Source organism: Mesorhizobium sp. L2C084A000 (assembly GCF_000502875.1).
Classification (GTDB): domain Bacteria; phylum Pseudomonadota; class Alphaproteobacteria; order Rhizobiales; family Rhizobiaceae; genus Mesorhizobium.
The window spans coordinates 164875-191182 of the sequence record NZ_AYWX01000005.1 but is presented as its reverse complement, the minus strand read 5'-3'; the positions used below and the strand labels follow the sequence as shown (position 1 = coordinate 191182).

The 26308-nt window shown below is 63.3% G+C and carries 23 protein-coding genes, 1 tRNA gene and 1 pseudogene; 11 read left to right on the top strand and 14 right to left on the bottom strand.

The window, feature by feature from the left end:
• Positions 1 to 25: 25 nt before the first annotated feature.
• On the bottom strand, positions 26 to 1579 hold the full coding sequence (locus tag X735_RS152365) for an acetolactate synthase large subunit (RefSeq protein WP_023811071.1): 1554 nt from the start codon (positions 1577 to 1579) through the stop codon (positions 26 to 28).
• Positions 1580 to 1679: 100 nt separating this feature from the next.
• Positions 1680 to 2486, bottom strand: coding sequence for an alpha/beta hydrolase (locus X735_RS152370; RefSeq protein WP_023811070.1), 807 nt, complete (start codon positions 2484 to 2486; stop codon positions 1680 to 1682).
• Between the two features lie 241 nt (positions 2487 to 2727).
• Here X735_RS152370 and X735_RS152375 point away from each other — a divergent pair, with 241 nt between their 5' ends.
• The 3 genes from X735_RS152375 to X735_RS152385 are packed head-to-tail and all read left to right on the top strand — an operon-like array spanning position 2728 to position 7556.
• Positions 2728 to 4677, top strand: coding sequence for a PrkA family serine protein kinase (locus X735_RS152375; protein WP_013529362.1), 1950 nt, complete (start codon positions 2728 to 2730; stop codon positions 4675 to 4677).
• 17 nt (positions 4678 to 4694) lie between these two features.
• The gene (locus X735_RS152380; protein ID WP_023811069.1) at positions 4695 to 6005 is read left to right on the top strand and encodes a YeaH/YhbH family protein; all 1311 of its coding nucleotides are present in this window, start codon (positions 4695 to 4697) and stop codon (positions 6003 to 6005) included.
• 9 nt (positions 6006 to 6014) lie between these two features.
• The gene (locus tag X735_RS152385) at positions 6015 to 7556 is read left to right on the top strand and encodes a SpoVR family protein (RefSeq protein ID WP_023811068.1); all 1542 of its coding nucleotides are present in this window, start codon (positions 6015 to 6017) and stop codon (positions 7554 to 7556) included.
• 24 nt (positions 7557 to 7580) lie between these two features.
• Here X735_RS152385 and X735_RS152390 read toward each other — a convergent pair whose 3' ends face one another.
• The 3 genes from X735_RS152390 to X735_RS152400 are packed head-to-tail and all read right to left on the bottom strand — an operon-like array spanning position 7581 to position 10224.
• Positions 7581 to 8477, bottom strand: a complete 897-nt coding sequence (locus X735_RS152390; RefSeq protein WP_023811067.1) for an HlyC/CorC family transporter — start codon at positions 8475 to 8477, stop codon at positions 7581 to 7583.
• On the bottom strand, positions 8474 to 9616 hold the full coding sequence (gene aroB / locus X735_RS152395; RefSeq protein WP_023811066.1) for a 3-dehydroquinate synthase: 1143 nt from the start codon (positions 9614 to 9616) through the stop codon (positions 8474 to 8476). The genes X735_RS152390 and aroB overlap by 4 nt, the downstream gene beginning before the upstream one ends.
• The gene (locus X735_RS152400; protein WP_023811065.1) at positions 9613 to 10224 is read right to left on the bottom strand and encodes a shikimate kinase; all 612 of its coding nucleotides are present in this window, start codon (positions 10222 to 10224) and stop codon (positions 9613 to 9615) included. Before X735_RS152400 ends, aroB begins: the two co-directional genes overlap by 4 nt.
• Positions 10225 to 10432: 208 nt before the next feature.
• Between X735_RS152400 and X735_RS152405 the strand changes: the two genes are divergently transcribed.
• The 5 genes from X735_RS152405 to X735_RS152425 all read left to right on the top strand — a co-directional run bounded on the left by X735_RS152405 (position 10433) and on the right by X735_RS152425 (position 14336).
• Positions 10433 to 10585 carry a hypothetical protein gene (locus tag X735_RS152405; RefSeq protein WP_013529356.1) on the top strand — a complete coding sequence of 51 codons (153 nt, stop codon included), beginning with the start codon at positions 10433 to 10435 and terminating at the stop codon, positions 10583 to 10585.
• Between the two features lie 16 nt (positions 10586 to 10601).
• Positions 10602 to 11519, top strand: a complete 918-nt coding sequence (locus X735_RS152410; protein WP_023811064.1) for a site-specific tyrosine recombinase XerD — start codon at positions 10602 to 10604, stop codon at positions 11517 to 11519.
• A 99-nt stretch (positions 11520 to 11618) separates the two neighbouring features.
• A complete protein-coding gene (locus tag X735_RS152415) occupies positions 11619 to 12569 on the top strand; it encodes an acetyl-CoA carboxylase carboxyltransferase subunit alpha (RefSeq protein WP_023811063.1) in 951 nt (316 codons plus the stop codon).
• Between the two features lie 217 nt (positions 12570 to 12786).
• Positions 12787 to 14085, top strand: coding sequence for a murein L,D-transpeptidase family protein (locus X735_RS152420; RefSeq protein ID WP_023811062.1), 1299 nt, complete (start codon positions 12787 to 12789; stop codon positions 14083 to 14085).
• Positions 14086 to 14093: 8 nt separating this feature from the next.
• Positions 14094 to 14336, top strand: a complete 243-nt coding sequence (locus X735_RS152425; RefSeq protein WP_023811061.1) for a sulfurtransferase TusA family protein — start codon at positions 14094 to 14096, stop codon at positions 14334 to 14336.
• Between the two features lie 3 nt (positions 14337 to 14339).
• Here the strand turns inward: X735_RS152425 and X735_RS152430 are convergent, their stop codons facing one another.
• Both X735_RS152430 and X735_RS152435 read right to left on the bottom strand, forming a co-directional pair.
• Positions 14340 to 15449 carry a GTP-binding protein gene (locus X735_RS152430; RefSeq protein WP_023811060.1) on the bottom strand — a complete coding sequence of 370 codons (1110 nt, stop codon included), beginning with the start codon at positions 15447 to 15449 and terminating at the stop codon, positions 14340 to 14342.
• 3 nt (positions 15450 to 15452) lie between these two features.
• Positions 15453 to 16616, bottom strand: coding sequence for a D-alanyl-D-alanine carboxypeptidase family protein (locus X735_RS152435; protein ID WP_023811059.1), 1164 nt, complete (start codon positions 16614 to 16616; stop codon positions 15453 to 15455).
• Between the two features lie 212 nt (positions 16617 to 16828).
• Between X735_RS152435 and X735_RS152440 the strand changes: the two genes are divergently transcribed.
• The 3 genes from X735_RS152440 (at position 16829) to X735_RS152450 (ending at position 18825) form a co-directional block, all read left to right on the top strand.
• A complete protein-coding gene (locus tag X735_RS152440) occupies positions 16829 to 17992 on the top strand; it encodes a M20 aminoacylase family protein (protein WP_023811058.1) in 1164 nt (387 codons plus the stop codon).
• Positions 17993 to 18075: 83 nt separating this feature from the next.
• Positions 18076 to 18152, top strand: a tRNA-Arg gene (locus X735_RS152445).
• 112 nt (positions 18153 to 18264) lie between these two features.
• Positions 18265 to 18825 (top strand): cytochrome b, encoded by a 561-nt coding sequence (locus X735_RS152450; RefSeq protein ID WP_023811057.1) that lies wholly within the window; start codon positions 18265 to 18267, stop codon positions 18823 to 18825.
• A 214-nt stretch (positions 18826 to 19039) separates the two neighbouring features.
• On the opposite strand, the gene X735_RS152455 is transcribed toward X735_RS152450, so the two are convergent.
• From X735_RS152455 to X735_RS152480, 7 genes and pseudogenes are all read right to left on the bottom strand, one after another.
• Positions 19040 to 19393 (bottom strand): cupin domain-containing protein, encoded by a 354-nt coding sequence (locus X735_RS152455; RefSeq protein ID WP_023811056.1) that lies wholly within the window; start codon positions 19391 to 19393, stop codon positions 19040 to 19042.
• A gap of 340 nt (positions 19394 to 19733) precedes the next feature.
• Entirely contained in the window at positions 19734 to 20627 is an 894-nt protein-coding gene (locus tag X735_RS152460) for a sugar phosphate isomerase/epimerase (RefSeq protein ID WP_023811055.1), read from the bottom strand.
• Positions 20628 to 20692: 65 nt separating this feature from the next.
• Complete coding sequence (locus X735_RS152465) at positions 20693 to 21631, bottom strand: ABC transporter substrate-binding protein (protein WP_023811054.1); 939 nt, start codon at positions 21629 to 21631, stop codon at positions 20693 to 20695.
• Between the two features lie 77 nt (positions 21632 to 21708).
• Positions 21709 to 22538, bottom strand: a pseudogene (locus X735_RS01000000165815) (ribose ABC transporter permease); the annotation flags it as partial.
• A 54-nt stretch (positions 22539 to 22592) separates the two neighbouring features.
• A complete protein-coding gene (locus X735_RS152470; RefSeq protein WP_023811053.1) occupies positions 22593 to 24137 on the bottom strand; it encodes a sugar ABC transporter ATP-binding protein in 1545 nt (514 codons plus the stop codon).
• On the bottom strand, positions 24134 to 25513 hold the full coding sequence (locus X735_RS152475) for a carbohydrate kinase (RefSeq protein ID WP_023811052.1): 1380 nt from the start codon (positions 25511 to 25513) through the stop codon (positions 24134 to 24136). The genes X735_RS152470 and X735_RS152475 overlap by 4 nt, the downstream gene beginning before the upstream one ends.
• Positions 25510 to 26286: a DeoR/GlpR family DNA-binding transcription regulator gene (locus tag X735_RS152480; protein ID WP_023811051.1), complete on the bottom strand. Its 777-nt coding sequence runs from the start codon at positions 26284 to 26286 to the stop codon at positions 25510 to 25512. Before X735_RS152480 ends, X735_RS152475 begins: the two co-directional genes overlap by 4 nt.
• Positions 26287 to 26308: the final 22 nt, after the last annotated feature.

Genomic DNA, 26308 nt, shown 5'->3' with positions numbered 1-26308 from the left:
TTCCGCCTATCGTTTTTCGCCGCGCTCAGAGCACCGCTTCGATGAGGAACGGCCCGCGCCGTGACAGCGCGCTGTCCAGCAGCGCCTCGAAGCGCTCGCACGTATCGGCGCGGGCCGCCTCCACGCCCATGCCTTTGGCCAGCGACACCCAGTCGAGCGAGGGATAGTCGAGGTCGAGCATGCGCCTGGCGTTCTCGCCGATGGCGCCGACGCCGACATTCTTCATCTCGCCATGCAGGATCGCATAGGTTCGGTTGGAAAACACGATCGTCACCACGTCGAGCTTTTCCCGCGCCTGCGTCCACAATCCCTGCACCGTGTACATCCCGCTGCCATCGGCCTCGAGATTGATCACCTTGCGGTCCGGACAGGCGATTGCCGCCCCGGTCGCCATCGGGATGCCGCCGCCGATCGATCCGCCCGTGCCCATCATGTAGTCGTGCGGCGCTGCAAAGGCCGACAGCGCGAAGAAACGCCTGGCCGAGGTGACCGCTTCATCGCAAATGATCGCATCGGCCGGCAGTTTGCGCGCCACCGACAGCGCGATCGCATCTTCCGTCAGCTTGCCGCTCGGCGTTGCCTCGTCGGGAAAAGCGGCCGCGACGACCTGTCGTTTCGGCGGCTTGATGCCAAGTTCGTCGCGAAGCGCCTCCAGCGCCGCATGCAGATCTTCGCCATGGGCGGCCAGTGTCAGCACCTCGCAGCCTTCCCGAACGAGCCGTCCCGGTTTTCCCGGATAGGCGAAGAAGGCAACCGGCTCCTTCGCGCCGACCAGGATCAGAACATCGACATCCCTGAGCACAGCCATCGCCGCGTCGACCGGATAGGGGATGCGGGCCGGCGCGACACGCCCGCGCCCGCGTTGCATCCGTGCGATCAGAACCTCGCCGAACAGCCGGACGTCGCTGCCCGTCGAGATTTGCCCGGCGATGGCGAGCGCATCGGCGCGTGCGGCCTTTCCGCGAACGATCATGCCTGCCCGGCCCGGAGCGGCACGGATCGCCGCGGCGACCTTGCGCACGGCGTCCATATCGACGGCCGGCGCTGGCACCAGCGTCACCTTGCCGACCGAAACCGCGTCGACTTCGCCCCAGGCGGCATCCGCCGGCAGGATCATCGTCGCGACGCCGGGTGGTGTCAGCGAGGCGCGAAAGGCTGCTTCAGCTGCCGGCGCGATATCGGCCGGGCCCTTGACGCGGCCGACCCAGTTGGACATCGGCGCCGCAAGGCTTTCGATATCGCTGGTGAGCGGGGCATCGAGCGGCAGATGGTAAGAGGCGTGGTCGCCGACGATGTTGATCATCGGGCTGAAGGCACGCCGGGCATTGTGCATGTTGGCGAGACCGTTGGCCAGGCCGGGACCGGTATGCAGCAGCGTCGCGGCCGGCCGATCGGTCATCCGCGCATAGCCATCGGCGGCCCCGGTCACCACCCCCTCGAACAGCCCGAGCACGCAACGCATTTTCGGCTTGCGGTCAAGTGCTGCAACGAAGTGCATTTCGGAGGTGCCGGGATTGGCGAAGCAGACTGTCACATCATTGGCCAGAAGCACGTCACACAGGACATCGGCGCCGTTCATGCAATTCCCTCCCGCTCACGATCGAAGAGCACTTGCACCCAGGCGCGCCCGCACAGCAATGTCCCGCCGCCACTTTTGATCTGATCCAGTGCCGTAAAGATCAGCCAACCGTCGATTTCAGGAATGCCAGCGCGGCCGCGGTCAGCGCGTCGCCATCCTCGCCGAAATCCCGATTGATCGACATATGCATGTAGGCGCTGCCGTCGAACAGCGTAACCTTGGTGCCCGTCGCGCGCAGGCGCTCGGCAAAGGCCTTGGAGTCCTCGCCGCGGCCAGGGGCGCGCGAATAGGCAATGAAAGTCGGCGGGTGCCTGCGGCCGTCGACATGGCTGGCCGGCGACAGTGCCGCCCATTGCGCGGGATCGGAAAAGACGCGGGCATAGGCCCGCACCATGCCGCCCTTCTTGGCAAGTGCTGCAAGATCATAGGCCCTGGTATCGTCGAGAATGAGCGCAGCTATGCCGGGCAACCCGCCGCGCATGCCGGTCAGCGCAATCAGATGGCAGCCGGCCGAATGGCCCATGCCGACGATGCGGTTGGGATCGCCGCCATGCCGGGCGATGTTGGCTCTGATGTAGGCGTAGGCCTTTTCGACGTCACCGGCCTGGGTGGCGACATCGGCCTGCGGCAACATGCGGTAATCGATGGAGACGAAGCAGAAGCCGTTGGCGAGCAGGAAGGCCGGTTTGGCGTCGACCTGACTGCGTTTGCCAAACTGCCAGGTGCCGCCATGAACGAAAAACACGACCGGCAGGCCCATTGCACCATCGGGCGCATAGATGTCGAGCTTGGCCGGCCCGTAGTCCAAGGTTTTTGGCGTGGGTCGGCGTGTTTCCGACGCGGCCGATGCTTCCAATGGCAGCATCGCCGCCACCGAGGCCATGATCAGGCTTCGTCGATCGATCATCACTGTCTCCTGACGAGGCAAGACTGCACGCGGCGGCCCCAGCCGTCCAGTCAGGGATTCGCCACACACCCGCTACCCGCGCTGAATACCGCTCCGCACCGAGCGCCTTGATCCCGGAGTGGCCTCAAAACCTCATGATCGTAGCCACCTCTTCACATGAAGGGAACAAACGGTACCCCCCGACAGTTGAATGCGAGGTGAGCCGAATGGAAGCCACAGCGGCTCCGAGGGCAAAAGCATCATGCGAGAGAACCAGTCTGACGTCTTCGATCTGTTTTCGGAAATTTACACCAACGCGGCACAGGAAGAGATCAGCATCCAGCAATATCTCCTTGCCTGCCGCGAGGACAAGTCGATGTATGCCTCAGCGCCTGAACGGATGGTCGAGGCGATCGGCGAGCCGAACCTGGTCGACACCAGCAAGGATGAGCGGCTCGGCCGCATATTCTCCAATCGAACCCTGAAAGTGTACCCCTCCTTTGCCGATTTCTATGGCATGGAGGACACAATCGAGCGCATCGCCGGCTATTTTCGCTACGCGTCGCAGGGGCTCGAGGAACGCAAGCAAATCCTCTATTTGCTCGGCCCGGTCGGCGGCGGCAAATCGTCCCTTGCCGAGCGGCTGAAGAAGTTGATGGAGCAGCGCCCGATCTACACGCTGAAGGTCGGCAACCAGGTCAGCCCGGTTTTCGAATCGCCGCTGGGCCTTTTCCATCCCGATCGCATGGGCGACCTGCTGGAGGATAAATACGGCATTGCCCGACGCCGGTTGAATGGGCTCATTTCGCCATGGGCGGCCAAGCGCCTCGATGAACTCTCCGGCGACATTTCCAAGTTCAGCGTCGTCAAGCTGATGCCTTCGCGACTGCGCCAGATCGGCATCGCCAAGACCGAGCCCGGCGACGAGAACAATCAGGACGTTTCGGCCCTGGTTGGCAAGGTAGATATCCGGCAATTGGAAAATTTCAGCCAATCCGATCCGGACGCCTATTCCTATAGTGGCGGACTGAACCGGACCACCCAGGGCCTGCTTGAATTCGTCGAAATGTTCAAGGCGCCTATCAAGGTCCTGCATCCGCTGCTGACCGCCACCCAGGAAGGCAGCTACAACGGCACCGAAAATTTCGGCGCCTTTCCCTATCAGGGGATCATCGTGGCTCATTCCAACGAGTCGGAATGGCTGCAGTTCAAGAACAACAAGAACAATGAGGCTTTTCTCGATCGCATCCTCGTGGTCAAGGTGCCGTATTGCCTGCGGATAACCGAAGAGCGGCAGATCTACGAGAAACTGCTGCGGGAGAGCGAATTGGCCGCCAGTCCCTGCGCTCCAGAGGTGCTGGACATCCTCAGCCGGTTTACCGTCTCGACCCGGTTGGCCGAGCACGACAATTCGCCGCTCTACACCAAGATGCGCGCCTATGATGGCGAGAACCTCAAGGAAGTCGACCCCAAGGCCAAGTCGGTTCAGGAATATCGGGACGCCGCGGGCGTCGACGAGGGCATGGCCGGCGTCAGCACGCGCTTTGCCTTCAAGATCCTGTCGCAGACCTTCAACTATGACACCGAAGAGGTGGCCGCCGACCCCGTGCATCTCATGTACATCCTGGAGGAGGCAATCAAGCGCGAACAGTTTCCGAAGGAGACGGAAGCCGCCTATCTGGAGTTCATCAAGTCCGAGCTGGCCGCGCGGTATGCCGAATTCATCGGCCATGAGATCCAGAAAGCCTATCTGGAATCGTACAGCGAGTACGGCCAGAATCTTTTCGACCGCTACATCGCCTATGCCGACGCCTGGATCGAAGACCAGGACTACAAGGATCCCGACACCGGCCAGATCCTCAACCGCGAGGTTTTGGACAACGAGCTTTCGCAGGTCGAAAAACCGGCCGGCATCGCCAATCCCAAGGACTTCCGCAACGAGGTGGTGAAATTCACGCTGCGCGCCCGTGCAAGAAACCATGGCCGCAACCCGGCGTGGACAAGTTACGAAAAGCTGCGGGAAGTCATCGAGAAACGCATGTTCGGCCAGGTCGAGGACCTCCTGCCGGTGATCAGTTTCGGCTCCAAGCAGGACAGCGTCACGGAAAAGCGGCACAATGAATTCGTGCAGCGGATGGTCGAGCGCGGCTACACCGAGCGGCAGGTTCGTCGCCTTGTGGACTGGTACATGCGGGTGAACAGGGCGGGTTAGAGAACCCGGATGGTTCCATGCCGATCTTCATCGACCGCCGCCTGAACCCGAAAGACAAGAGTTTCGGCAATCGCCAGCGCTTCCTCCGACGCGCGCGCGAGGAATTGAAGCGGAGCATACGCGACCAGATCCGCACCGGCAGGATTGCCGACGCGGATTCCGAGCACGCCGTGCGCATGCCCGAAAGAGGCACAAGCGAGCCGAGCTTCAACAACGCCGGCGACACCGGCAGGCGTCAGCACATCTTGCCGGGCAACAGGCATTTCTCCGCCGGAGACCTGATCCCCAAGCCCGGCGGAGGCGGCGGGGGAGCATCGTCCCCGGGAAACAAGGCATCAGAGGACGACTTTCGTTTCGTACTGTCGCGCGAGGAAGTGCTCGATCTGTTCTTCGAGGATCTCGAGCTCCCGGACATGGTCAAGCTCAACCTCAAGGAGATCCTTGCCTTCAAGCCGCGCAGAGCCGGCTTCGCCGCCACCGGTTCGCCGACCAACATCAATGTCGGCCGCACGATGCGCAACAGCCACGGCCGCCGCATTGCGCTGAGGCGCCCCAAGCAGGTCGAACTGGATGTCCTCCTCGAGGAAATCGCCTCGCTCGAGTCGGCGCCATCCAGCGTCGACGCGCGCCAGCGTATCGCGGCATTGCGCGAAGAGCTTGACCGGCTGGAACGACGCCGCCGCCGGATTGCCTATGTCGATCCGGTCGACATCCGCTTCAACCGCTTCGATTCCCGGCCGGTGCCGAACGCCAATGCCGTCATGTTCTGTCTGATGGACGTGTCCGGGTCCATGGGCGAGCGCGAGAAGGATCTGGCCAAGCGTTTCTTCGTGCTGCTGCACCTGTTCTTGAAACGACGCTACGACCGCATCGAGATTGTCTTCATCCGCCACACGCACCTGGCTCAGGAGGTCGACGAGGAGACATTTTTCTACAACACCCAAAGCGGCGGCACCGTCGTTTCCACCGCGCTGGAGGAAATGCACCGTATTATCGCCAGCCGTTACCCGGCCCACGACTGGAACATCTATGCCGCCCAGGCCTCGGACGGCGACAATTTCGCCGGCGATTCAGAGCGATGCATTTCGCTGCTCAACGGCGAACTCATGCGGCTGTGCCAATATTTTGCCTATGTCGAGATCATCGACGAGCGTGAAGCCCATATTTTCGGCTCGACCGAAAACGGGACGTCGCTGTGGCGTGCCTATAACGCCATCGACCAGAAGTGGCCGAACTTCCAGATGAGCCGCATCGCCACACCCGCCGATATCTACCCGGTCTTTCGCCAGCTCTTCGGCAGGCAGCCGGCCTCCCTCAAGAGAGCGTGAGGGTTCCCGATGGCCAGACAAGCGAGCAAATCCAGTCTGCTTTTCTCAGGGTCAGACTGGGATTTCAAAACATTGTCGCGGGCCTATGACGCGATCGAGGCACTTGCGGTCGAAGAGCTTCATCTGGACACCTATCCCGTTCAGATGGAGATCATCTCGTCGCAACAAATGCTCGACGCCTATTCGTCCATCGGCATGCCATTGATGTACCGTCACTGGTCTTTCGGCAAACATTTCCTCCACCAGGATCTGCTCTATCGCAAAGGCGGGCGAGGGCTTGCCTATGAACTGGTCATCAATTCCAATCCCTGCATCGTCTATCTGATGGAGGAAAACACCATGGCCCTGCAGGCCTTGGTGACGGCCCATGCAGCGCTCGGGCACAATCATTTCTTCAAGAACAATCAGCTGTTCAAACAGTGGACGGATGCGGGTGCGATCCTCGGCTACCTGGACTTCGCCAAGGGCTACATAGTCCGTTGCGAGGAGCGGCACGGCCTCGCCGCCGTCGAGGCTGTTCTCGATTCCGCTCACGCGCTGATGGATCAGGGCGTGTTTCGCTATCACCGGCCGCCGAGGCTGTCGTCCGAACGGCAACGCGAAGGAATTCGCGAGCGTCTCGAATACGAGGAGCGCTCCTACAACGACTTGTGGCGTACGCTGCCGCCTTCCCAGCAAGCGACCAACGAAAAGGGCCAGGACCCGGAGCGGAAGAAATCGCTCAACCTGCCTGAGGAAAACCTGCTCTATTTCCTGGAAAAGAACAGCCCGGTCCTGGAGCCCTGGCAGCGTGAGATCATCAGGATCGTCCGCGTCATCGCGCAATATTTTTACCCGCAACGGCAAACACAGGTGATGAACGAAGGCTGTGCCACTTTCGTGCACTATACGCTGATGAACATGCTGTTCGACCGCGGCCAGATCAGCGAAGGCGCCATGCTCGAAATCCTGCGCAATCATTCCAACGTGGTCTTTCAGCCGGCCTTCGACGATCCGCGCTTTTCAGGCATCAACCCCTATGCTCTCGGCCTCGACATGATGCAGGACATTCAGCGCATCTCGACCAAACCCACGGCCGAGGACCGCGATTGGTTTCCCGACATCGCCGGCCAGGGCAACTGGCGCGAGGTCCTGCTTGACGCATGGGCCGATCATCGCGACGAATCGTTTATCCGCCAGTACCTCAGTCCGGCCATGATCCGGAAATGGCGGTTTTTTGTGCTCGGCGACGCTGCCGACCAACCGCATTGTCAGGTCACCTCGATCCACGACGAGCGCGGCTACCGCAAGATACGCGACGCGCTCGCCAACAGTTACGATCTCGGCGCGAACCGGCCGGACATTCAGGTGGTGGATGTCGATCTGCTCGGCGACCGCCATTTGCGGCTGCAGCACAAGGTCAATGACGGCATCCTTCTCGAGGATGCCAGCCGCGACGCCACGCTTCGTCACATTCGCAGGCTTTGGGGCTATGAAGTCAGCTTGGCGGCCATAGATGCCGAGACCGGCGCGACGATCCACGAACGCTCGACCAGCCAGATCGCCGGATGACGTGCCCCGGCCTCCCTGCGCGTATCAGGTGTCGCCGGCTGGCCTGATCCTCAGCCTTGCGATCCGGTTCTTGTCGCGTTTCATGACGACGAAGCGCTTGCCGTGGAACGTAAAAGCCTGCTTCTCCTCGGGGATCGATTGCGTCTCGTGGATGACGAGGCCGGCAATGGTGGTGGCCTCCTCATCCGGCAGGTTCCAGTCGAGAGCCCGGTTGAGGTCACGGATGGGCACCGTACCGTCGACGACGACGGAGCCGTCGGCCTCCTGCTTGACGCCCTGTATGTCGACATCATGCTCGTCGGCGATCTCGCCGACGATCTCCTCGATAATGTCCTCCAGCGTCACCAGCCCTTCGACCTCGCCATATTCGTCGACCACGACGGCGAAATGCGCCTTGCGGCGAAGGAAGGCGTTGAGCTGTTCCTGCAAGGTCGTGGTGTCGGGCACGAACCAGGGTTTCGAGGCGATCTTCATCACGTCGATCCGGGAGAAATCGTTGCCGACTTCGTTCAAGGCGCGCAGCAGATCCTTTGCATGCAGCACGCCGACGATGTTGTCGAGCGAGCCTTTCCACAGCGGCATGCGGGTGTGCGGGCTTTGCAAAATCTCGCGCACCACCGCTTCCGGCGCATTGTCGGCATTGACCGAGCGCATGTTGGTGCGGTGGACCATGACGTCGGAGACTTCCAGCTCGGCGAGATCGAACAGCCCGCCGACGCGGTCGCGATCCTCGCGCACCACCTGGCCGTCGCGGCGGAAATCGTCGACCGCACCGCGCAATTCGTCCTGGCTGGAACGCTGCGGCTCGATGCGCGAAAGCTCGTATCCGAACATGGCAAGCAGGCGCGTGCGCACGGCAACGAGCAGCGCGATGAGGATGGCAAGGACGGCAACGACGATCCAGCCGGGCTCGTTGGTCATCTCGGCCGCATCTTCTGCTGGTCAGGATGGTTTTCTGTCAGAAACGACAGCACTTCCGATGCCGGAACATCTTTGGCAATGAAAGCCTGGCCGATGCCGCGCGTCAGGATGAAGGTCAGCGCGCCGCGTGACACCTTCTTGTCCTGGGTGATGAAGGCCAGCAGAGCCTCGGCGTCAGGCAATTCGCCCGGGATGTCGGCTATCCGCCAAGGCAGGCCGACGGCGCGCAGATGCGACTCGACGCGCGCGGCATCGTCGGGGCTGGCCAGATTGAGCCGTGACGAGAACCGGTAGGCCAGCGCCATGCCGATTGCGACGCCTTCGCCATGGACGAGGCGGCTTCCGTCATATTGGGTGGCGGCTTCCAGCGCGTGGCCGAATGTGTGGCCGAGATTGAGCAACGCGCGGTCGCCGGTCTCGAATTCGTCGCGCGCAACCACGTCCGCCTTGGCGCGGCAGGCTTCGGCAATCGCCTGCGTCCTCTCCGGCCCGCCGGCGAACACCTTTGCCCAGTTCTCTTCCAGCCAGGCGAAAAATTCCGGCCGGTTGATGAGCCCGTATTTGGCGAGTTCGGCATAGCCGGCGCGGAATTCGCGGATCGGCAGCGTGTCGAGCACCCCGGTGTCGGCCAACACCAGTTTCGGCTGATGGAAGACGCCGACAAGGTTCTTGCCGCGTGGGCTGTTGATGCCGGTCTTGCCGCCGACCGAGGAATCGACCTGAGCCAGCAGCGAGGTCGGGATCTGCACGAAATTCATCCCGCGCCGCACAATGCCGGCGGCAAAGCCGGCAAGGTCGCCAATAACGCCGCCGCCGAAGGCGATGACGATGTCGCCGCGCTCCAGTTTCGCAGCCAGCACACCGTCGACCACCTCTTCGAGACGGGCAAAACTCTTGGTCTTCTCGCCGGGCGGCAACGTGATCACGGCGGTCTGGATGCCGCCCGTTTCGAGGCTGGCCTGAAGGGCAGCGAGATGCGCTGCCGCGACATTGGCGTCGGTGACGACCGCGGCGCGCATGCCCGGCAGCCGGCGCGCAATCTCCGCGCCCGCGCGGGCCAACAACCCCGAGCCGATCAGAATGTCATAGGTCCGATCGCCAAGGCCTACTTCGACGACAACGGGTGCATCGATGCTCACGATTCCACCTCGCCCGCCGCCGTCGTCTCATCGATGCCGAAATGCCGGCACAGCGCGTCCACCACCTCGGTCGCGATGACTTCCTTGCGGTCGTCGCGGGTCGGCACGGTGACGTCCGATGTCGCGTAGACCGGATAGCGCTCGCCCATCAGCCGCTCCAGCACGGCGCGGGGGTCGGCGCTTTTCAGGAGCGGCCGGTTCTGCTTCTTGGAGACGCGGTCCATCAGAAGATCGAGCTCGGCCTTCAGCCATACCGACACGCCCTGCGCTGCAATCGCCTCGCGCGTCTGCGCATTCATGAAGGCGCCGCCGCCGGTCGACAGCACCTGCGGGCCGTTTTCCAGCACGCGCAGGATGACGCGCTGCTCCAGCGCCCGGAATTCGGTCTCGCCATAGCGCTCGAACAGCTCCGGAACGGTCATGCGCGAGACGCTTTCGATCTCCTGGTCGCTGTCGATGAAAGGCAGCGCCAGCATCGTCGCCACCTTGCGGCCGATCGCCGTCTTGCCGGCGCCCATCAGTCCGACGAAGACGACGGAACGGCTGCCCAGCCGGCCAAGCAACGCGGCGTGGGTCTCGTCTGGAGGATTTGCTGGCAGCGCGTTCATTGAATGTTTCGAAGGCCCTTTGCCGGCGTATCGACATGAAAAGCCCGTTTGCGTCAAGCGTGGCAAGTGCCTTGAACCCGATATGGACCGGCAGGGTCTGCATGAGAAGTTGCTAACAGGCCCCAGCTTCTTCCTTGAATTGGCCGGATTGGCGTCCCATAAGGGGACAGGGTTTGGAAACGCAGAACAAGAAGACGGGCGAAAATTGATGCCGACACTGTTTCGCTTTGTCGTGGTAACAGCGATTCTGGCTGGCATTGCCTATGGTACGATGTTCGCACTGGTGATGTTCGTCGAGCCAAAGAAGGGGGAAATGAGCGTGCGCATCCCTCCGGAAAAGCTGAACCCCAAGAAAAGCTGAACCCGAAGAAAATTGAATGAATAGCGCCGCCCGCATCGAAGCCTTTCTGGAAATGATGAGCGCCGAGCGGGGCGCGGCCGAAAACACGCTTTCCTCCTACCGCCGCGACCTCGAGGACGCTTCTGGCGCGATCGATGGCGGGCTGGCCACTGCCGCCGCCGCCGATATCCGCGCCTATCTCGACGACATTGCCGCCCGCGGCTTTGCAGCCACCTCGCAGGCGCGCAAACTGTCGGCGATCCGCCAGTTCTTCAAATTCCTCTACGCCGAAGGCCTGCGCGGCGATGACCCGACCGGCACGCTGGACAGTCCGAAAAAGGGCCGCCCGCTGCCCAAGACGATGAGCGAGGCCGACACCGGCCGGCTGATCGACCGTGCGGCGCTTGAAGCCGGCGATGTCTCGTCGGGCGATGGGGACAGCCTGGCATCACTGCGCCTGCATGCGCTGGTCGAGGTGCTTTACGCCACCGGCCTGCGCGTTTCCGAGCTGGTCGGCCTGCCGGTGACGGTGGCGCAGCGCGACGACCGTTTCTTCATGGTGCGCGGCAAGGGCGACAAGGAGCGCATGGTGCCGCTGTCCGCCAAGGCACGCGCGGCGATGAAGAGCTGGCTTGCCGCCCGTGCCAAGGTGCCCGCCTTTGCCGACAGTCCGTTCCTGTTTCCGGCCGCCTCCGACAGCGGCTATCTCTCGCGCCAGGTCTTCGCGCGTGACCTGAAAGGGCTGGCGGCAAGGGCCGGCATCGCCTCGGCGAAGATCTCGCCGCACGTGCTGCGCCATGCTTTCGCCAGCCATCTCCTGCAGAACGGCGCCGATCTCCGGGCCGTGCAGCAATTGCTTGGCCATGCCGACATATCGACCACACAGATTTACACCCATGTGCTGGAAGAGCGGCTGGTGCGGTTGGTCAACGATCATCATCCGCTTGCCGACTAGGCCTCATATCGCTATGTGAGGACGACATTTCACCGCCCGGAGCCTTGGATTCAAGGGTTCCGTCAGCCATTGCCTTCCGACGTATCGGTCCGCTCACGCATGTACAACTACCTCGATTTCGAAAAGCCGGTGCAGGACCTCGAGGGCAAGATCCTCGAGCTGAAGAAGCTTGCCGAGAACGGCGAGGCGGTCGATGTCGGCGACGAGATCAGCCGTCTCGAGAAGCGCTCCCGCGACGCGCTGCGCGACGCCTACAAGGCGCTGACGCCGTGGCAGAAGGTGCAGGTGGCGCGCCATCCCGACAGGCCGCATTGCGTCGACTATATCAAGGGCCTGTTCACCGATTTCACGCCGCTGGCCGGCGACCGCAATTTCGGTGAGGACCAGGCGATCGTCGGCGGTTTCGCCCGTTTCCGTGGCGAACCCATTGCCATCATCGGCCAGGAAAAAGGTTCCGACACAGCCAGCCGCCTGAAGCACAATTTCGGATCGGTTCGCCCGGAGGGCTACCGCAAGGCGGTACGGCTGATGGAACTGGCCGACCGCTTCAAGATCCCGCTGCTGACGCTGGTCGACACGGCCGGCGCCTATCCCGGTGTCAACGCTGAAGAGCGCGGCCAGGCGGAGGCTATCGCCCGTTCAACCTCGACCTGTCTCGGCCTGAAAGTACCGTCGATTTCGGTGGTCATCGGCGAAGGTGGTTCGGGCGGAGCCATTGCCATCGCCACCGCCAACCGCGTCTACATGCTCGAACACGCCATCTATTCGGTGATTTCGCCGGAAGGCGCCGCCTCTATCCTGTGGCGCGACACGACGCGATCGAAGGATGCGGCAACCAACATGAAGATCACCGCGCAGGACCTTCTGGAGCTGAAGATCATCGACGCCATTATCCCCGAGCCGCTCGGCGGCGCGCATCGCGGCGCCGAAACCGTGATCGGCGCGACCGGAGACCTCATCGCCAGGACGATGAAGGACTTTGCCGGCGCCAACACCGATTTCCGCGAGCAGCGCCGCGAAAAATACCTGGCCATGGGCCGCAGTCTTTGACCGCATGCAGCCTTGGCGGCCACAATGTGGCGGAGCGGAGCATTTTTGCCACAAAAATGCCGCTGCATTCGGCTCAATGAGACTGCCGCAGGGGGATGCGTCGGCACTTGCGGTAAGGAATTTGTTAGGGTTAACGGGCTTAGGGTCCGTCGATGCGCAGTGCAGCAGCCGGGGCAGGAAACGTCCTGGCGCCAGAGAAAAGACGATATCCGCAGCCATGTTTATCAAGCTTGCCCGCACCGGAATCCTGATCGCCGCCCTCGGCGTTGCCGGCTGCAACAATTCGTCGATGAAGGATTTCGCGCCGGAGGCCAACAAGCCGCTGCCCGACAAGATCCTCGCCGACATGAGAGCCAAGGGCATGGTCCGCACCTCGTCGGTGATGGCTCGTATCTTCAAGGAAGAAGGCAAGCTCGAGATCTGGAAGGCCAAGACCAACGGCCGCTACGACATGGTCGCCAGCTACGACATCTGCAAATGGTCGGGCAAGCTCGGGCCGAAATACACAGAAGGCGACCGCCAGGCGCCGGAAGGCTTCTACACGGTGCGCCCGGCGCAGATGAATCCGCGCTCGAACTACCATTTGTCCTTCAACATCGGCTATCCCAACGCCTATGACCGCGCCAATGGCCGTACCGGCTCCAATTTGATGGTGCACGGCGCCTGTTCGTCGTCGGGCTGCTATTCGATGACCGATGCGCAGATCGAGCAGATCTATGCCTTCGGCCGCGATGCTTTCCAGGGCGGCCAGACCGAGTTCCAGATCCAGGCGTTTCCGTTCCGCATGACTGCCGCCAACATGGCGCGCTACCGCAACGACCCGAATTACGATTTCTGGAAGATGCTGAAGGTCGGCTACGACAATTTCGAGATCACCAAGGTGCCGCCGAAGGTCGATGTCTGCGAGAAGCGCTACGTCTTCAACCAGGTTGCCGCCGACGGTCAGACATTCGACCCGACCGGCGCTTGCCCGGCGACCACTCAGCCTGATTCGCTGAAGAGCGCCTACAATTCCTACATGAGCACCTACGACGCGGCATTCAGCGGCGCGGTCAAGGCCAGCGTGCCGGCGCCCAAGCCGACCATCGCCGGTATCAAGGAAGCCAGCATCGTCTCCGACTGGTCCAAGCGCCGCGCACGCGGCGAACGCGTGCCGATCGATCCGCCGTCGCTCAACAATGACGGCTCGGTCACCGAGACGGCACGCATGGGCCGCATCGATTCGCCCGCTGGCCGCAAGATGGCGGCCCTCGACGCCGAAAAGGCGGCCAAGCAGAAGGCCGAGGAGCAGAGGCTCGCTGCCATAGAGGCGGCCAAGCAAGCCAGGGAAGCCGCCAAGGCTCAGGCTCTGGCCGAAAAGGAGGCCGAAAAGGCCGCCAAGGAAGCCCCTGTCGCCACCGCGACCATCGCGGCCCCTTCGGAAGCGGCACCGATGGCTGAGACGCAAGCGGCGAGTGCCGACGAGAGCCGCGTGACGAAGCTGAAGAACAAGCTGCTCGGCATGTTCGGCGGTTGATTTCGCCCGTGGATGATCGCGCCGCTATTTATGACCTCAAGGGGCTGAACTGCCCCTTGCCCGTGCTCAAGGCCAAGAAGCGCTTGGCCGGGATGCAACCGGGCAGCCGGCTGTGGCTCGAAACCACCGACCCGCTCGCCGTCATAGATATTCCGGCATTCTGCTCCGAGAGTGGCCACCAGTTGATTGAAACGGCGGCGGTCTCCGGCGGCCATCGCTTTCTGATCGAGCGCGGCGAACAGCAATCGTAGAGTTCAACGCCCGGCAATCGCCAGCGGGTTGTTTTCCAGCGCGGCGCGGTCGGGCGTGTCGATCGACGGCCGGTTGGTGAAGGCGGCGAACAGCCTGCGGATATAATCTTCGGGCATATCGAGCGTGATCAGCACCAGCCGCGTGCCGCGCTGGCCATCGGGCCAGGACGGCAATTGCACCGGCGGATGCAGGATCTTCTGCACGCCATGGATCACCAGCGGCCGCGACGGGTCTTCCCTGAGCTCGATGACGCCCTTCATGCGCAGCAGGCGCTCGCCATGCGTCGAGCGCAGCAGGTCGAGGAACATCTCGATCGCCGAAAACGGCACCGGGCCGTCATGCACCAGCGAATAGGAGCGCACGCGCTGATCGTGACGATGGTCGTGGTCATGGCCATGCTCGTGATCCTGGCCATCATGATGATGATGATCGTGCGCGGCTTCCTCGCCAAGCCAGCGCCGCACATCGGCGGATTTGGTTGCAGGGTTGTAGAGGCCGCAGTCGAACAGCGCCGCCACGCCTGTCTCCGTGTCGCCGGCATCGAGCAGTTCGGCGCCCGGATTGATCTGCCGCAGGCGCGCCCGAAGCATTTCCAACTCATTGGGATCGGCGACCAGATCGGCTTTGCTGAGCACGATGCGATCGGCGACGGCAGCCTGCTTCACCGCCTCGACATGGGCGTCGAGCGTGGCGTTGCCGTTGACGGCATCGACCAGAGTGATGACGCCGTCGAGCCGGAAGGCCTGGATCAGCGCCGGATGCGCCATGATCGACTGCAGCACCGGCGCCGGGTCGGCAAGGCCGGTGGTTTCGACGATGACGCGGGCCAGACGGGCGATGCGGCCGGTCTGCAGCCGGTCGACCAGATCGGCCAGCGTATCGACCAGTTCGCCGCGCACCGTGCAGCACAGGCAGCCGTCCGACAGCTGGATGATGCCGTCGGAAGACCGCTCGACCAGCAAATGGTCGATTGCCACCTCGCCGAACTCGTTGATGATCACCGCCGTGTCAGCCAGCGCCGGATCCTTGAGCAGCCGGTTGAGCAGCGTCGTCTTGCCGGCGCCGAGGAAACCGGTCAGCACCGAGACGGGGATCGGGAAGCCGCTCGCCATTGGCTAGTTCGCAACCTTGGCCGGCTGGTCGCCCTGTGCGGCGGAGCCGGCAATCTTCGGGCCGGTGCCGGCCGGTGCCGGCCTGTCGGGCCGCCAGCTCGGGATCGGCACGTCAGCATATTCCTGGCCGCCCTGATCGAGGATAGCCTTCGGCGCCGGACCGGTGGCGCCGCCAAGGCCGACGGCAACCAGTGTCGGCACATGGTCGAGCTTTTCCTGATAGGGCGATTTCGGCACGTTCTTGGCGACGACCGGCGGTGCCTCGGACTGCTCCTGCGGCGTCTTCTTCTTGCAGACCTCGTCCTGCATGTCGTTGGGCGAGACGGTGTCGCCATAGGGCGCCAGCGTGGTGACGGTGGCCGAGCCGGCGGCAGGCGCGTCAAAACCTTGATCGAGCAGTTTTGCCGCGGTCTCGGCACGTGTGACGGCCGATTTCTCGCCAAGCACGACCGCCACCAGCGTGCGCCCGTTGCGGGTCGCCGAACCGATCATGTTGAAGCCGGAGGGGCAAACAAAGCCTGTCTTCATGCCATCGGCGCCGGGATAACGGCCAATCAAGAGATTGTAGTTGGGAATAGCCTTCTTGCCGACGGCAAGGCCTTCGATCGAGAACCACGGCACATATTGCGGAAATTCGCGGCGGATCGCCATCACCAGCACGGCGAGGTCGCGCGCCGTCGTGTACTGGTCAGGCGAAAAAAGCCCATTCGGATTGACGAAATGCGTGCCGTTCATGCCGAGCCGGGCGGCCTCCGCATTCATCCGTTCGGCAAAGGCCGCCTGCGAACCGCCGACATTTTCGCCCACCGCCATGGCGATGTCGTTGGCCGATTTGACCAGCATCATCTTCAGTGCGTTGTCGAGCCGCATCACCGAGCCCGGCTTGAAGCCCATCTTGCTTGGCGGCTCCCCGGCGGAGTGCTTGGTCACCTTGATCGGCGAATCAAGCTGAACCTCGCCGGCGGCGATCGCCCGAAAGGTGACATAAGCGGTCATCAGCTTGCTCAGCGACGCCGGATACCAGCGCTTGAACGCGTCCTGATGCTGCAGGATCTTGCCGCTGCCGAGATCGAACACGACCACCGGATTGGCCAGCGCCGGCCCGGCCAGGACCGACAGCGCGATTGTGCCAGCCGAGAATAGTTTGAGGAAATGCCTGTACCGCATGATCAAATCCGAAATCGCCTCTTGCCGTAGTCGCCCCTGGCTCCGTAAGATTTCGTTACGCGATCGCCAGCATATGGTCCGACCCTCAAAAACCGGACCCATTGTTGCGGTGCTATTTACTCTATGTGACGCCAAGATGGCAAAGTGCCTGGCGATCACAATTGCAAGGCAGCGGCCAACACCCGCCGTCCCAACAGCGAGATGGAACCATCATGCCAATCCTGAACCGTGCCGCCGAAATGCAGGACGAAGTTGCCGGCTGGCGCCAGCATCTGCACCAGACGCCAGAACTGAACTTCGACGTCTTCAAGACCGCCGCCTTCGTCACCGAGAAGCTGAAGGCCTTCGGTTGCGACGATGTGGTCACCGGCCTCGGCAAGACCGGCGTGGTCGGCATCATCCGCGGCCGCCAGGGCGAAGGCCCCACAATCGGCCTGCGCGCCGACATGGACGCGCTGCCGCTCAACGAGATATCAGGCAAGCCCTACGCCTCGACCATCCCCGGCAAGATGCACGCCTGCGGCCATGACGGCCACACGGCGATGCTGCTGGGCGCGGCCAAATACCTCGCCGAGACGCGCAACTTCACCGGTTCCGTGGCGGTGATCTTCCAGCCGGCCGAAGAGGGCGGCGGCGGCGGCAACGAGATGGTCAAGGACGGCATGATGGAGCGTTTCGACATCTCCAGGGTGTTCGGCATGCACAACATGCCGGGTCTGCCTGTCGGGCAGTTCGCCATTCGCCCGGGCCCGATCATGGCGGCGACCGCCGAGTTCACCATCACCGTGCACGGCAAGGGCGGCCACGCGGCGATGCCGCACGGCACGATCGACCCGATCGTCATCACCAGCCAGCTGGTCGGCGCCTTGCAGACGATCGCCTCGCGCAGCACCGACCCCGTCGAGGCCGTGGTGGTGTCGGTGACCAAGTTCCACGCCGGCGACGCCTACAACATCATCCCGGAAACCGCCGAAATCGCCGGCACCGTGCGCACCTTGCGCAAGGAGATCGCCAAGAAGTCCGAAGAGCGCATCCGCAGCATCTGCGACGGGCTGGCGACCGCGTTCGGGGCAAAGATCGAGGTCGACTACCAGGCAAATTACCCCGTGACCTTCAACCACGCGGAAGAGACGGTGTTTGCCGGTGATGTCGCGATGAGTGTCGCCGGCGACGCCCATGTCCACCGCGGCATCCAGCCCGTGATGGGCGGCGAGGATTTCTCCTACATGCTCGAAGCCCGCCCCGGCGCCTTCATCTTCATCGGCAATGGCGACACCGCCGGTCTCCACAACCCGGCCTACGACTTCAATGACGAGGTCATCCCGCACGGCATGAGCTACTGGGTGAAACTGGCGGAAACCGCGCTGGCCGCCTGACGGCGGCAGCGCAAAGCCGGCCGAATTGCCTTCGGCCGGCCTCTTGGCGAAACGATCCGAAGCGGCTATGTGTCTGGCCGCATGGTCCCGTAGCTCAGTAGGATAGAGCGGCAGATTCCTAATCTGTAGGTCACAGGTTCGATTCCTGTCGGGATCACCACGCTTTTCAAAGACTTGGTGAGCCGCCATACTTCTTCGCGAAACTGGCCCGCTGGAGCGGATGAAACCATCACGCCCTCCTTCTTGCACTTGACAACAGTCGAGCTTCGGATGTGAAGGAGAACCCTCGCCTGCGCTGGCATTTCGGCATTCGTCTGTTGCATTGGCTGACCGTGATCGCGCTCGCGGCGCAAATCGCCATTGCCTTTGGGCCGATGAACGGGCCGGGTATGGCGACGATGAACTGGCTTCCGCTTCACATGTCGATCGGCGTGACGATCCTTGCCATCATCGTCCTCAGACTTTGCTGGCGCATCTTTACCCGCGCCCCTGTCAGGCAAGCCTCACGGCCCATGCGCTTTGCGACGGCTTTCTTCCATATGTTTCTCTACGTTGCGATTCTCGCCGTCCTGATAACGGGATGGCTGGGCTACCGGCCAATGCCTTTCATGCCTCCCGCGCGGCTTTTCGGAAACTTGCCTGTGCCGTTGGCGCCGTCCGTCAGCGCGCTTTCGGCAAGGGGATTCGCACTCATCCATGCAAAGCTGGTCTGGGTATTGCTTGGACTTGCCGGTGTTCACATCCTGGCTGCCCTGGTGCATTTCGTGCTGCTGCGCGATGGCGTCATGCGAAGCATGTTCTTCAGCCGGTCGAACACCGCATCGCGGGAATAGAAAATGCCGCTTGCGGATGAGGACGGCTGCTCATGCCATCGCCACAAACCTCCCGCCACGATAACCGCATAGCGCGCGGCCTGGCCTACGCGACAAGAGCAACGAACACGCCAAGGTTCAGGCGTGCCGCGCCGGCTCCGGGATGCGGCAGTGATACGGTCCTGCCGTGACAGCAACCGCACCGTTTTTCCGCACGCGGGGTCGCCGATCCGCCTCAGCCAACCCTGACGACAAAATGCTTCGTCACCGGCTCGATGATCTTCCAGGTTCCCTTGAAATCGGCTTCCACCACGAAGGCATCGCCGGGGCCGACCTCGACCGGCGTGCCGCCGTCCGGCGTGATGATGATGCGGCCGGCGATCATGTGCACGAACTCGTAGTGGGTATAGGTCGCGTGATAGGTGCCGGGCGTCGCGCGCCAGGTGCCCGACAACACCTTGCCGTCCTCGGTCGTGTGCTGGACGGCGGTTTGCATGGTCGGCTTGCCCCCGACGACGATCCAGCCAGCCAGATCGCCGGCGTCCGCGTGTTCGACGGTGCCGAATTTGAGGATTGTCTCGCGTGTCATGTGCTGGGCTCCGTTTGGTGGATTGCGTGGCGTTGTTTGCCTAGCCGGTCAGATAACCGATGCACCTGCCGCGGGCAATGCCGGCGCCATACGGCCGGCACCTTGGCTGACGGTGCATCGAACAAAAAACCCGCCTGTGCGGCGGGTCACTGGCGCAAATCAGCACCATAGGCAAATATGTACCATAGCTGAGGTCACCGGGTCAAGAAAAAATTCCTATCTCGGAAAAAACCGGCGGCACAAAAGCTGCCAAAACGGCTACCACGAGGCCTTTTGTTAATCTGAGTTCGAAACCCAGCCCTGCGGCGCACGCGGCGTCCTTCGGCTCTCGACGGGCGGGTCAGGGTTTGTGCCGCGCCGAGACGAGTTCCGCCTTGCGCCTTGCCGTCTCCATTCCCAGACCGATGAAAGCACGCGCGTGCTTGGCCAGCGCCATGTTGTCCGTCCAGAGATTGCGCCAGATCGCGGTCTTCTTCGACAGGTTCTCATCGACGATTTCCGAAGAGAAGGATTCGAAGCTGAGGTCGTCGCTGTAGCCGATGGCCGTCAGCGCATCGAAGATCGCGGCGAAATCGATATTGCCGGTGCCGAGGAAACCGCGATGGCTCTCGCCGATATGGACATAGCCGATCTTATCGGCGGCATGACGGATGGCCAGCCCGACATCGGCCTCCTCGATGTTCATGTGGAAGGTGTCGAGATGCAGGAAGATGTTGTCCGAGCCGGTGTCCTCGATGAAGGCCAGCCCTTGCGCGGCGGTGTTGAGCAGATTGCTTTCGAAGCGGTTGACGATCTCGAGGTTGAGCGTGACGCCGGCCGCCTTGGCTGTCTCGGCAACCTTGGCCAGCGTGCCGGCACTGCGCTGCCATTGATCGCGCGTCGGCGCCTCGACCTGCAATCCGTGGCTGGTGGAGAGAATGCCGGCGACCTTCCGGCCGCCGAGATCGCGCGTCAGCGCGATGGTGTCGTTGAGGATTTCGACGCCGCGCGCGGCAATCGCCTTGTCGGCGCTCGAAATGTCGCCATCAACAGGCAATCCGATGCTGATCGCCACGCCGAGGCCAAGATCGGCGATGCGCCTGGCAAGCCCGCCGATGTCGACATTGGCGGGGTCGAGATAGGAGAATTCGATGAGGTCGAAGCCGGCCTCCCTGGTGTTGGTCAGCGTGCGCTCGAGATCTGCCTGAGCCGAGCTCGCCGACCAGACGAAAGAATGGATTCCAATACGCGACATCATCGTCTCCGGTGCTGACAAGAGGTGCGGCCGGGTCACCCCGGCCGCACCGGCCTTGGGAGGATTTAGCGGGCTGCGGTCCAGCCCTTGTAGTCCTTCAGGTTCTCGGCCGTGATGAGCTTCGGGTCGAGCAGGACGGTCGGCTCCGCCGGCTTCTTGCCGGCCAACAGTTCGGCCGCCATCGTCAGCGACTGGCCGGCCATCACATAGGGATCCTGCGAGGCCGAGGCCTTGATCATCGAGGTGCCGGAGGAGAGTTCCTTCTCGATATCGGGCGCGCCGTCGACGGCGGTGAAGATGAACTCCGAGCGGTTGAGCTGCTTGGCGGCAAGCTGGGCGCCGATCGCCGTCGGATCGTTGATGGCAAACACCGCATCGATCTTGTCGAAGCGGGTGAGCAGCGACTGGAACACCTTCAGGCCGCCGTCGCGCGAGCCTTCGGCATTCTGGTCGTCGGAGAGGATCTTGATGTCGGGATGCTGCGCCAGCACGTTCTTGCAGCCCTTCACCCGCTCCAGAATCGACGACGATGCCGGTCCGTTGAGGATGACGTAGTCGCCCTTGCCGCCGGTGTGGTCGACCAGGTATTGGCAGGCCTCTTCGCCGGCCTTGACGTTGTTGGTCATCACGGTCACGTCGGCGCCCGGCGCCGAAACGTCGAAGGCGGCAACGACGATACCCACAGCCTGTGCCTTCTTCACCGCCGGCGCGATCGCCTTGGCGTCGACGGCATTGAGCATGATCACGTCGACACCGGCGGCGATGAATGAATCGACCTGCGAGACCTGCTTGTTGAGGTCATAGTCGGCCGACACCGAGGTCACCTCGACCTTTGGGTTGATCTTCTTGGCCGCGTCCTCGATGCCCTTGATGGTGGCGACGAAGAAGGGATTGCCGAGCAGGCCGACCGAGATGCCGACCTTATTGAGGTCCTTGGCCGAAGCAGGCGCGATGGCGAGCGACGCGAGTGCGACGCCGCAGAGCAGTTTGGCGATGGTCTTCATTGCTTTCCTCCGATTGCCCCGCGCCTCTCACGGTGCGTTACATGAAACCGGTCGTTGACGCCGGCGACTAAGGTCAATCACGTTCTTGCTCCTGCCTGGAGCCTGTAGCGGTCGAGGGCGACCGCCACGATGATGACCAATCCCTTGATGATGTACTGCCAGATGTCGGAGACACCGGCCAAGATGAGCCCGTTGGAGAGCACCGCGATGATCAGGCCGCCGATCAGCGTACCCCAGATCGAGCCGACGCCACCGACGAAGCTGGTGCCGCCGAGGATGACAGCGGCAATGGCGTCGAGTTCATAGGACTGCCCGAGCTGCAGCCCGTTGGCGGCATAGAGCCGGGCCGCCGACATGGCGCCGCCAAGGCCGGCCAGCAGGCCGGAAANAAGAGCAGCACCAGCGGCACCTTGATGCCGGTCAGCCGCGCCGCTTCGGCATTGCCGCCGACGGCATAGATCCAGGTGCCGAGCACGGTGCGCTTGAGCACCAGCCAGGACAGCACCACCACCGACAGCGCGATGATGACCAGCCACGGAATGCCGAACAGCGAACCGTTGCCGATGAAATCGAACGGCAGGTCCGAATTGAACACCGTGGTGTCCTGGCCGAGCAGGCGGGCGACGCCGCGCACCGCGGTCAGCGAACCCAGCGTGACGATGAAGGGCGGCAGCTTGATATAGGCGATGAGCAGCCCGTTGATGAGGCCGAAGCCGAGGCCGACCAGAATGGCCGCCGGCACACCGAGCAAACCCCAGTCGGGCACCAGCGACACCATCACCGCCACCATCGCCGATGCGGCCAGGATGGCGCCGACGGACAGGTCGATACCGCCGGTCAGGATGACGAAGGTCATGCCGGCCGCCAGCACGATGTTGATCGACGACTGCTGGGTGACGATCAACATCGTGCTGAGATCGGAAGAGCGTCGTGTAGGGAAANATCTCGGTCGCCTTGTCGGTCATTGCTGAGCCGCTCCCGTTGCAAGTTCCATGATTTTTTCCTGGCTTAGCGGTTCGCCTTGCGATGCCGTCACCTCGCCCGATATCGTGCCGTCGCGCATCACCAGCACGCGGTCGGCGACGCCGATCACCTCGGGCAGTTCGCTGGAGATCATCAGGATGGCGATGCCCTGTTTGGCGAGATTGTCGATCAGCCGGTAGATTTCCGATTTCGCCCCGACATCGACGCCGCGGGTCGGCTCGTCGAGGATGACGACCTTCGGCTCGGTTTCGAGCAGGCGGGCGAGCAGCACCTTCTGCTGGTTGCCGCCCGACAGCGAGCCGGCATTGGCCTGCACCGAACTGGTGCGGATGGAGAGACCGGCAACGGCCTTGGAAGCGCGCCTTTCGGCGGCCGCGAAGTCGCGCAAGCCGCCGGCGCGCGAATCCCGCGCCAGCACGCCCATGCTGATGTTGTCGGAAATCGACATGTCGAGGAACAGGCCGAGTTCCTTGCGGTCCTCGGTCAGATAGGCGATGCCGGCATCGAGCGCCTCGCGCGGCGAGCCGATGGTTACAGGTTTGCCGTCGAGTTCCAGCGTGCCTGACACGCGCCTGTCGGCGCCGAAGATCAGCCGCGCAAGCTCGGTACGGCCGGAACCGACCAGACCCGCCAGCGCCAGCACCTCGCCCTTGTGCAGGTCGAACGAACAGTCTTTCAGGAGACGGCCGTCGGACATGCCACGCACCGAGAGCGCCACCGCGCGCTTTTCGTCCGGCGGCCGATGATCCTTCTTGTAGAAAGCCGACAGATCGCGGCCGACCATCATCGAGACGAGGCGCGAGGCGCTGAGGTCGGCACGTTCGAGCGTACCGACATAACCGCTGTCGCGCAGCACGCTGACGCGATCGGCAAGCTGGTAGACCTCTTCCATGCGGTGACTGATGTAGATGATGGCGATGCCTTGCGATTTCAGCGTCGCGATGACCTCGAACAGCCGGTCGGTCTCGCGCGAGGTCAGCGACGTCGTCGGCTCGTCCATGACGATGATGCGCGCATTGGTCGACAGCGCGCGGGCGATCTCGACCAATTGTCGCTCGCCGAGCGACAGGCTGGAGACCATGTCGCGGGCCGAAAAGGAGACGCCCAGACGCGCGATGATCTCCCTGGCGCGCCGGGTGCACTGGTCACGATCGACGATGCCGAAGCGTCGCGGCTCGTTGCCGAGGAAGATGTTCTGCGCCACCGTCAGATTGGGCGCCAGCGACAGCTCCTGATAAATCACCGCGACGCCGCTGGCGCGCGCCTTGATCGGATCGCCGGTCGCGGCCGGCATGCCGTCGATCAGGATCTCGCCACCGGCATCCGGCCGATAGGCGCCTGAAAGCACTTTCATCAATGTCGACTTACCGGCGCCGTTCTCGCCCATCAAGGCGTGCAGCTCGCCGGCATGGACGCTGAGCGAGACATCGTGCAAGGCACGGATCGCGCCGAACGTCTTGGAGATGTGCCGCATCTCCAGCACCGGCTGGCGCGCCGTCTCGGCCTTGGCAATCGCACTCATCGCGCGCCTCCCACTGCCGCACCAGCGACGCCCCGGTCCATGGTGGCGTCACGCCAATTGCCGCGATAGCCTGCCAACCCGGTGAAACGCGACGCGCGCACCGGCTCCGGAACTTCGGCGGCGAATTCGCGCCCAACGCTCTCGAAGGCGAGCGCCGCTGCACCGGTGGCACTGCCCTCCAGCGTGGCGCCCTGCAGGAAAGCCTGGTCGGGACGCAATTGCGCCAGCAGTCCGGCGAGCAGACCGCCCGTATTCAGCCCGCCATCGACGATCACCGTGTTGTTCGAATGGATGAGGTCGAGGCAGAGATCGACCATCAGCGCGACGTAGAGCAGCGCCGTAGCCGCGCGTTCCTCGACATTGGGCGCGCGCCCCGCCAGTCGGCCGGAATGCCCCGCCATCGGCCCGCCCGGCGCGAAGCTCGGCAGCGCCATGATGCCGGCATCGATCACCCGCTGCACCGCCGGGCCGGCGATCTCGCCTTGCCAGCCGGCGCTGATGGTTGCGAATTCACGCCCGCCCATGAAGCGGATGGTCGGCACTGGGCCGCCGCCGACATCGACATTGACCAGCATGTCGCGATCCCGGTCGAGCGCGTCGAGGGGACAGGACGGATTGAGCACGACGACCCAGGTGCCGGTAGAAACGACGGTGACCGGGCCAAGCTCCTGCCGGCGATAGGCATGCAGCGCCGCATTCGAGTCATGGACGCCGTTGTGGATGGCGATCGGGCTTGCCGCAGCGCCGAGGCGCTGCTCGCCGATAACGGTGCCGGCGCGCTCGAAGGCAGGCATCCGGTCACGCCAGCCCTGCGCGTCGACCAGCGAGGAAAAATCTTGGCGGCGCGGCGCCCACAAATGCGAATGGCAGCCGAGATAGGATACTTCCGAGACCGCCCGTCCGCCAAGGCGCCAGCTCCAATATTGCGGATAGCCGAGGATCGATTTCGACGCGGCGAACGCGTCGGGCTCGACCTCCTGCAGCCACAGCATGTGGCGGCCGTAGTTGAAGCCCAGCGGCAACCGCGGCGAGAAGGTCTCGGCAAAGCCCGGAATGCGGCGATCGATCCGCGCGGCAATCTCGGCCGGCGGCTCTTGCTCGTAATCGAGGATCGGATGCGTCAGCGCCGCCTCGTCGACCAAGGCAAAGGTGCAGCCATGGCCCGAGACCATGACCCCTTCCACTCCATGACCATCGACCGCATCGGCAACGGCGCTGAGCGCCCAATGGTGGAGCGCCGCCTCGTCGAGCACGCTGAAGCCGCCTTGGCGCACCCATTTCGGCTGGGTCCGGCGCTCGTCGACAATGCGCCCGTCCTGGCCGAAGACGAACAGCTTCGAATTGGTCTTGCCGAAATCGAGGACAGCCACCTTCACTGGATGGCTCCCGAGGCTATCCGCACCATGACGCCGGCGTCCTCCAGCATGCGCGCATCGGCGTCGGAGAGACCGTCGTCGGTGACCAGCGTGCCGATGCGGGAAAGCGGCAGCGCAACATTGCGCGCGTGGATCGACAGTTTGCGGCTATCGGCCAGCACCACGATCTGGTCGGCGCAGAGGCTGAGATCGAAGATCGAGCGTACCAGCAGCGGGTGCGATTCCATCACGCCTTCCTGGCCAAGGCCTTGCGCGCCGAGAAAGAATTTGGAGGCGTAGAAGGGCACGGCCTGGGTGAGCGAATGGATGATGCCGGGTTCGCGATGCAGATCACCGCCCGCAACCGTCAGGCTGCAATGGCCGTGGTCGCTGAGATAGGCCGCCAGCGGCATCGAGTTGGTGTAGAGGCGGATGTTGCGCTCGGCGAGCTTGACCCCGAGATGGAAGCAGGTCGAGCCGCCATGCACGATGACGGCGTCGCCGTCACGCACCATGGTCGCCGCGAGAGCGGCGATCTGCCGCTTGGCCTCGACCGCAAGGTCGCGGTTCTCGTCATAGGGCCGGGCGTAGGCGACACCGGCCTGGGAAGCGCCGTCGAGCGCCGAGATGCCGCCATAGACCTTCCGCGCTTCGCCGGCTTCGTCGATCCTGTCGATATCGCGCCTGACCGTCGCGGCCGAAACGCCAAGCCGTTCCTGCAGCTCGCGCACCGAAGCGAACGGACGATCCCGCAGCAGTTCGACGATCTGACGCTGGCGGCCGGAGTCGCTCAATTCTTTCCTCCCGGATGCCATT

What these genes read in the sequence shown, in the direction of transcription:
- X735_RS152365 (WP_023811071.1), bottom strand. Translation starts at nt 1,579, where the DNA reads ATGAACGGCGCCGATGTCCTGTGTGACGTGCTTCTGGCCAATGATGTG.
- X735_RS152370 (WP_023811070.1), bottom strand. Translation starts at nt 2,486, where the DNA reads ATGATCGATCGACGAAGCCTGATCATGGCCTCGGTGGCGGCGATGCTG.
- X735_RS152375 (WP_013529362.1), top strand. Translation starts at nt 2,728, where the DNA reads ATGCGAGAGAACCAGTCTGACGTCTTCGATCTGTTTTCGGAAATTTAC.
- X735_RS152380 (WP_023811069.1), top strand. Translation starts at nt 4,695, where the DNA reads ATGCCGATCTTCATCGACCGCCGCCTGAACCCGAAAGACAAGAGTTTC.
- X735_RS152385 (WP_023811068.1), top strand. Translation starts at nt 6,015, where the DNA reads ATGGCCAGACAAGCGAGCAAATCCAGTCTGCTTTTCTCAGGGTCAGAC.
- X735_RS152390 (WP_023811067.1), bottom strand. Translation starts at nt 8,477, where the DNA reads ATGACCAACGAGCCCGGCTGGATCGTCGTTGCCGTCCTTGCCATCCTC.
- X735_RS152400 (WP_023811065.1), bottom strand. Translation starts at nt 10,224, where the DNA reads ATGAACGCGCTGCCAGCAAATCCTCCAGACGAGACCCACGCCGCGTTG.
- X735_RS152405 (WP_013529356.1), top strand. Translation starts at nt 10,433, where the DNA reads ATGCCGACACTGTTTCGCTTTGTCGTGGTAACAGCGATTCTGGCTGGC.
- X735_RS152410 (WP_023811064.1), top strand. Translation starts at nt 10,602, where the DNA reads ATGAATAGCGCCGCCCGCATCGAAGCCTTTCTGGAAATGATGAGCGCC.
- X735_RS152415 (WP_023811063.1), top strand. Translation starts at nt 11,619, where the DNA reads ATGTACAACTACCTCGATTTCGAAAAGCCGGTGCAGGACCTCGAGGGC.
- X735_RS152420 (WP_023811062.1), top strand. Translation starts at nt 12,787, where the DNA reads ATGTTTATCAAGCTTGCCCGCACCGGAATCCTGATCGCCGCCCTCGGC.
- X735_RS152430 (WP_023811060.1), bottom strand. Translation starts at nt 15,449, where the DNA reads ATGGCGAGCGGCTTCCCGATCCCCGTCTCGGTGCTGACCGGTTTCCTC.
- X735_RS152435 (WP_023811059.1), bottom strand. Translation starts at nt 16,616, where the DNA reads ATGCGGTACAGGCATTTCCTCAAACTATTCTCGGCTGGCACAATCGCG.
- X735_RS152440 (WP_023811058.1), top strand. Translation starts at nt 16,829, where the DNA reads ATGCCAATCCTGAACCGTGCCGCCGAAATGCAGGACGAAGTTGCCGGC.
- X735_RS152455 (WP_023811056.1), bottom strand. Translation starts at nt 19,393, where the DNA reads ATGACACGCGAGACAATCCTCAAATTCGGCACCGTCGAACACGCGGAC.
- X735_RS152460 (WP_023811055.1), bottom strand. Translation starts at nt 20,627, where the DNA reads ATGTCGCGTATTGGAATCCATTCTTTCGTCTGGTCGGCGAGCTCGGCT.
- X735_RS152465 (WP_023811054.1), bottom strand. Translation starts at nt 21,631, where the DNA reads ATGAAGACCATCGCCAAACTGCTCTGCGGCGTCGCACTCGCGTCGCTC.
- X735_RS152470 (WP_023811053.1), bottom strand. Translation starts at nt 24,137, where the DNA reads ATGAGTGCGATTGCCAAGGCCGAGACGGCGCGCCAGCCGGTGCTGGAG.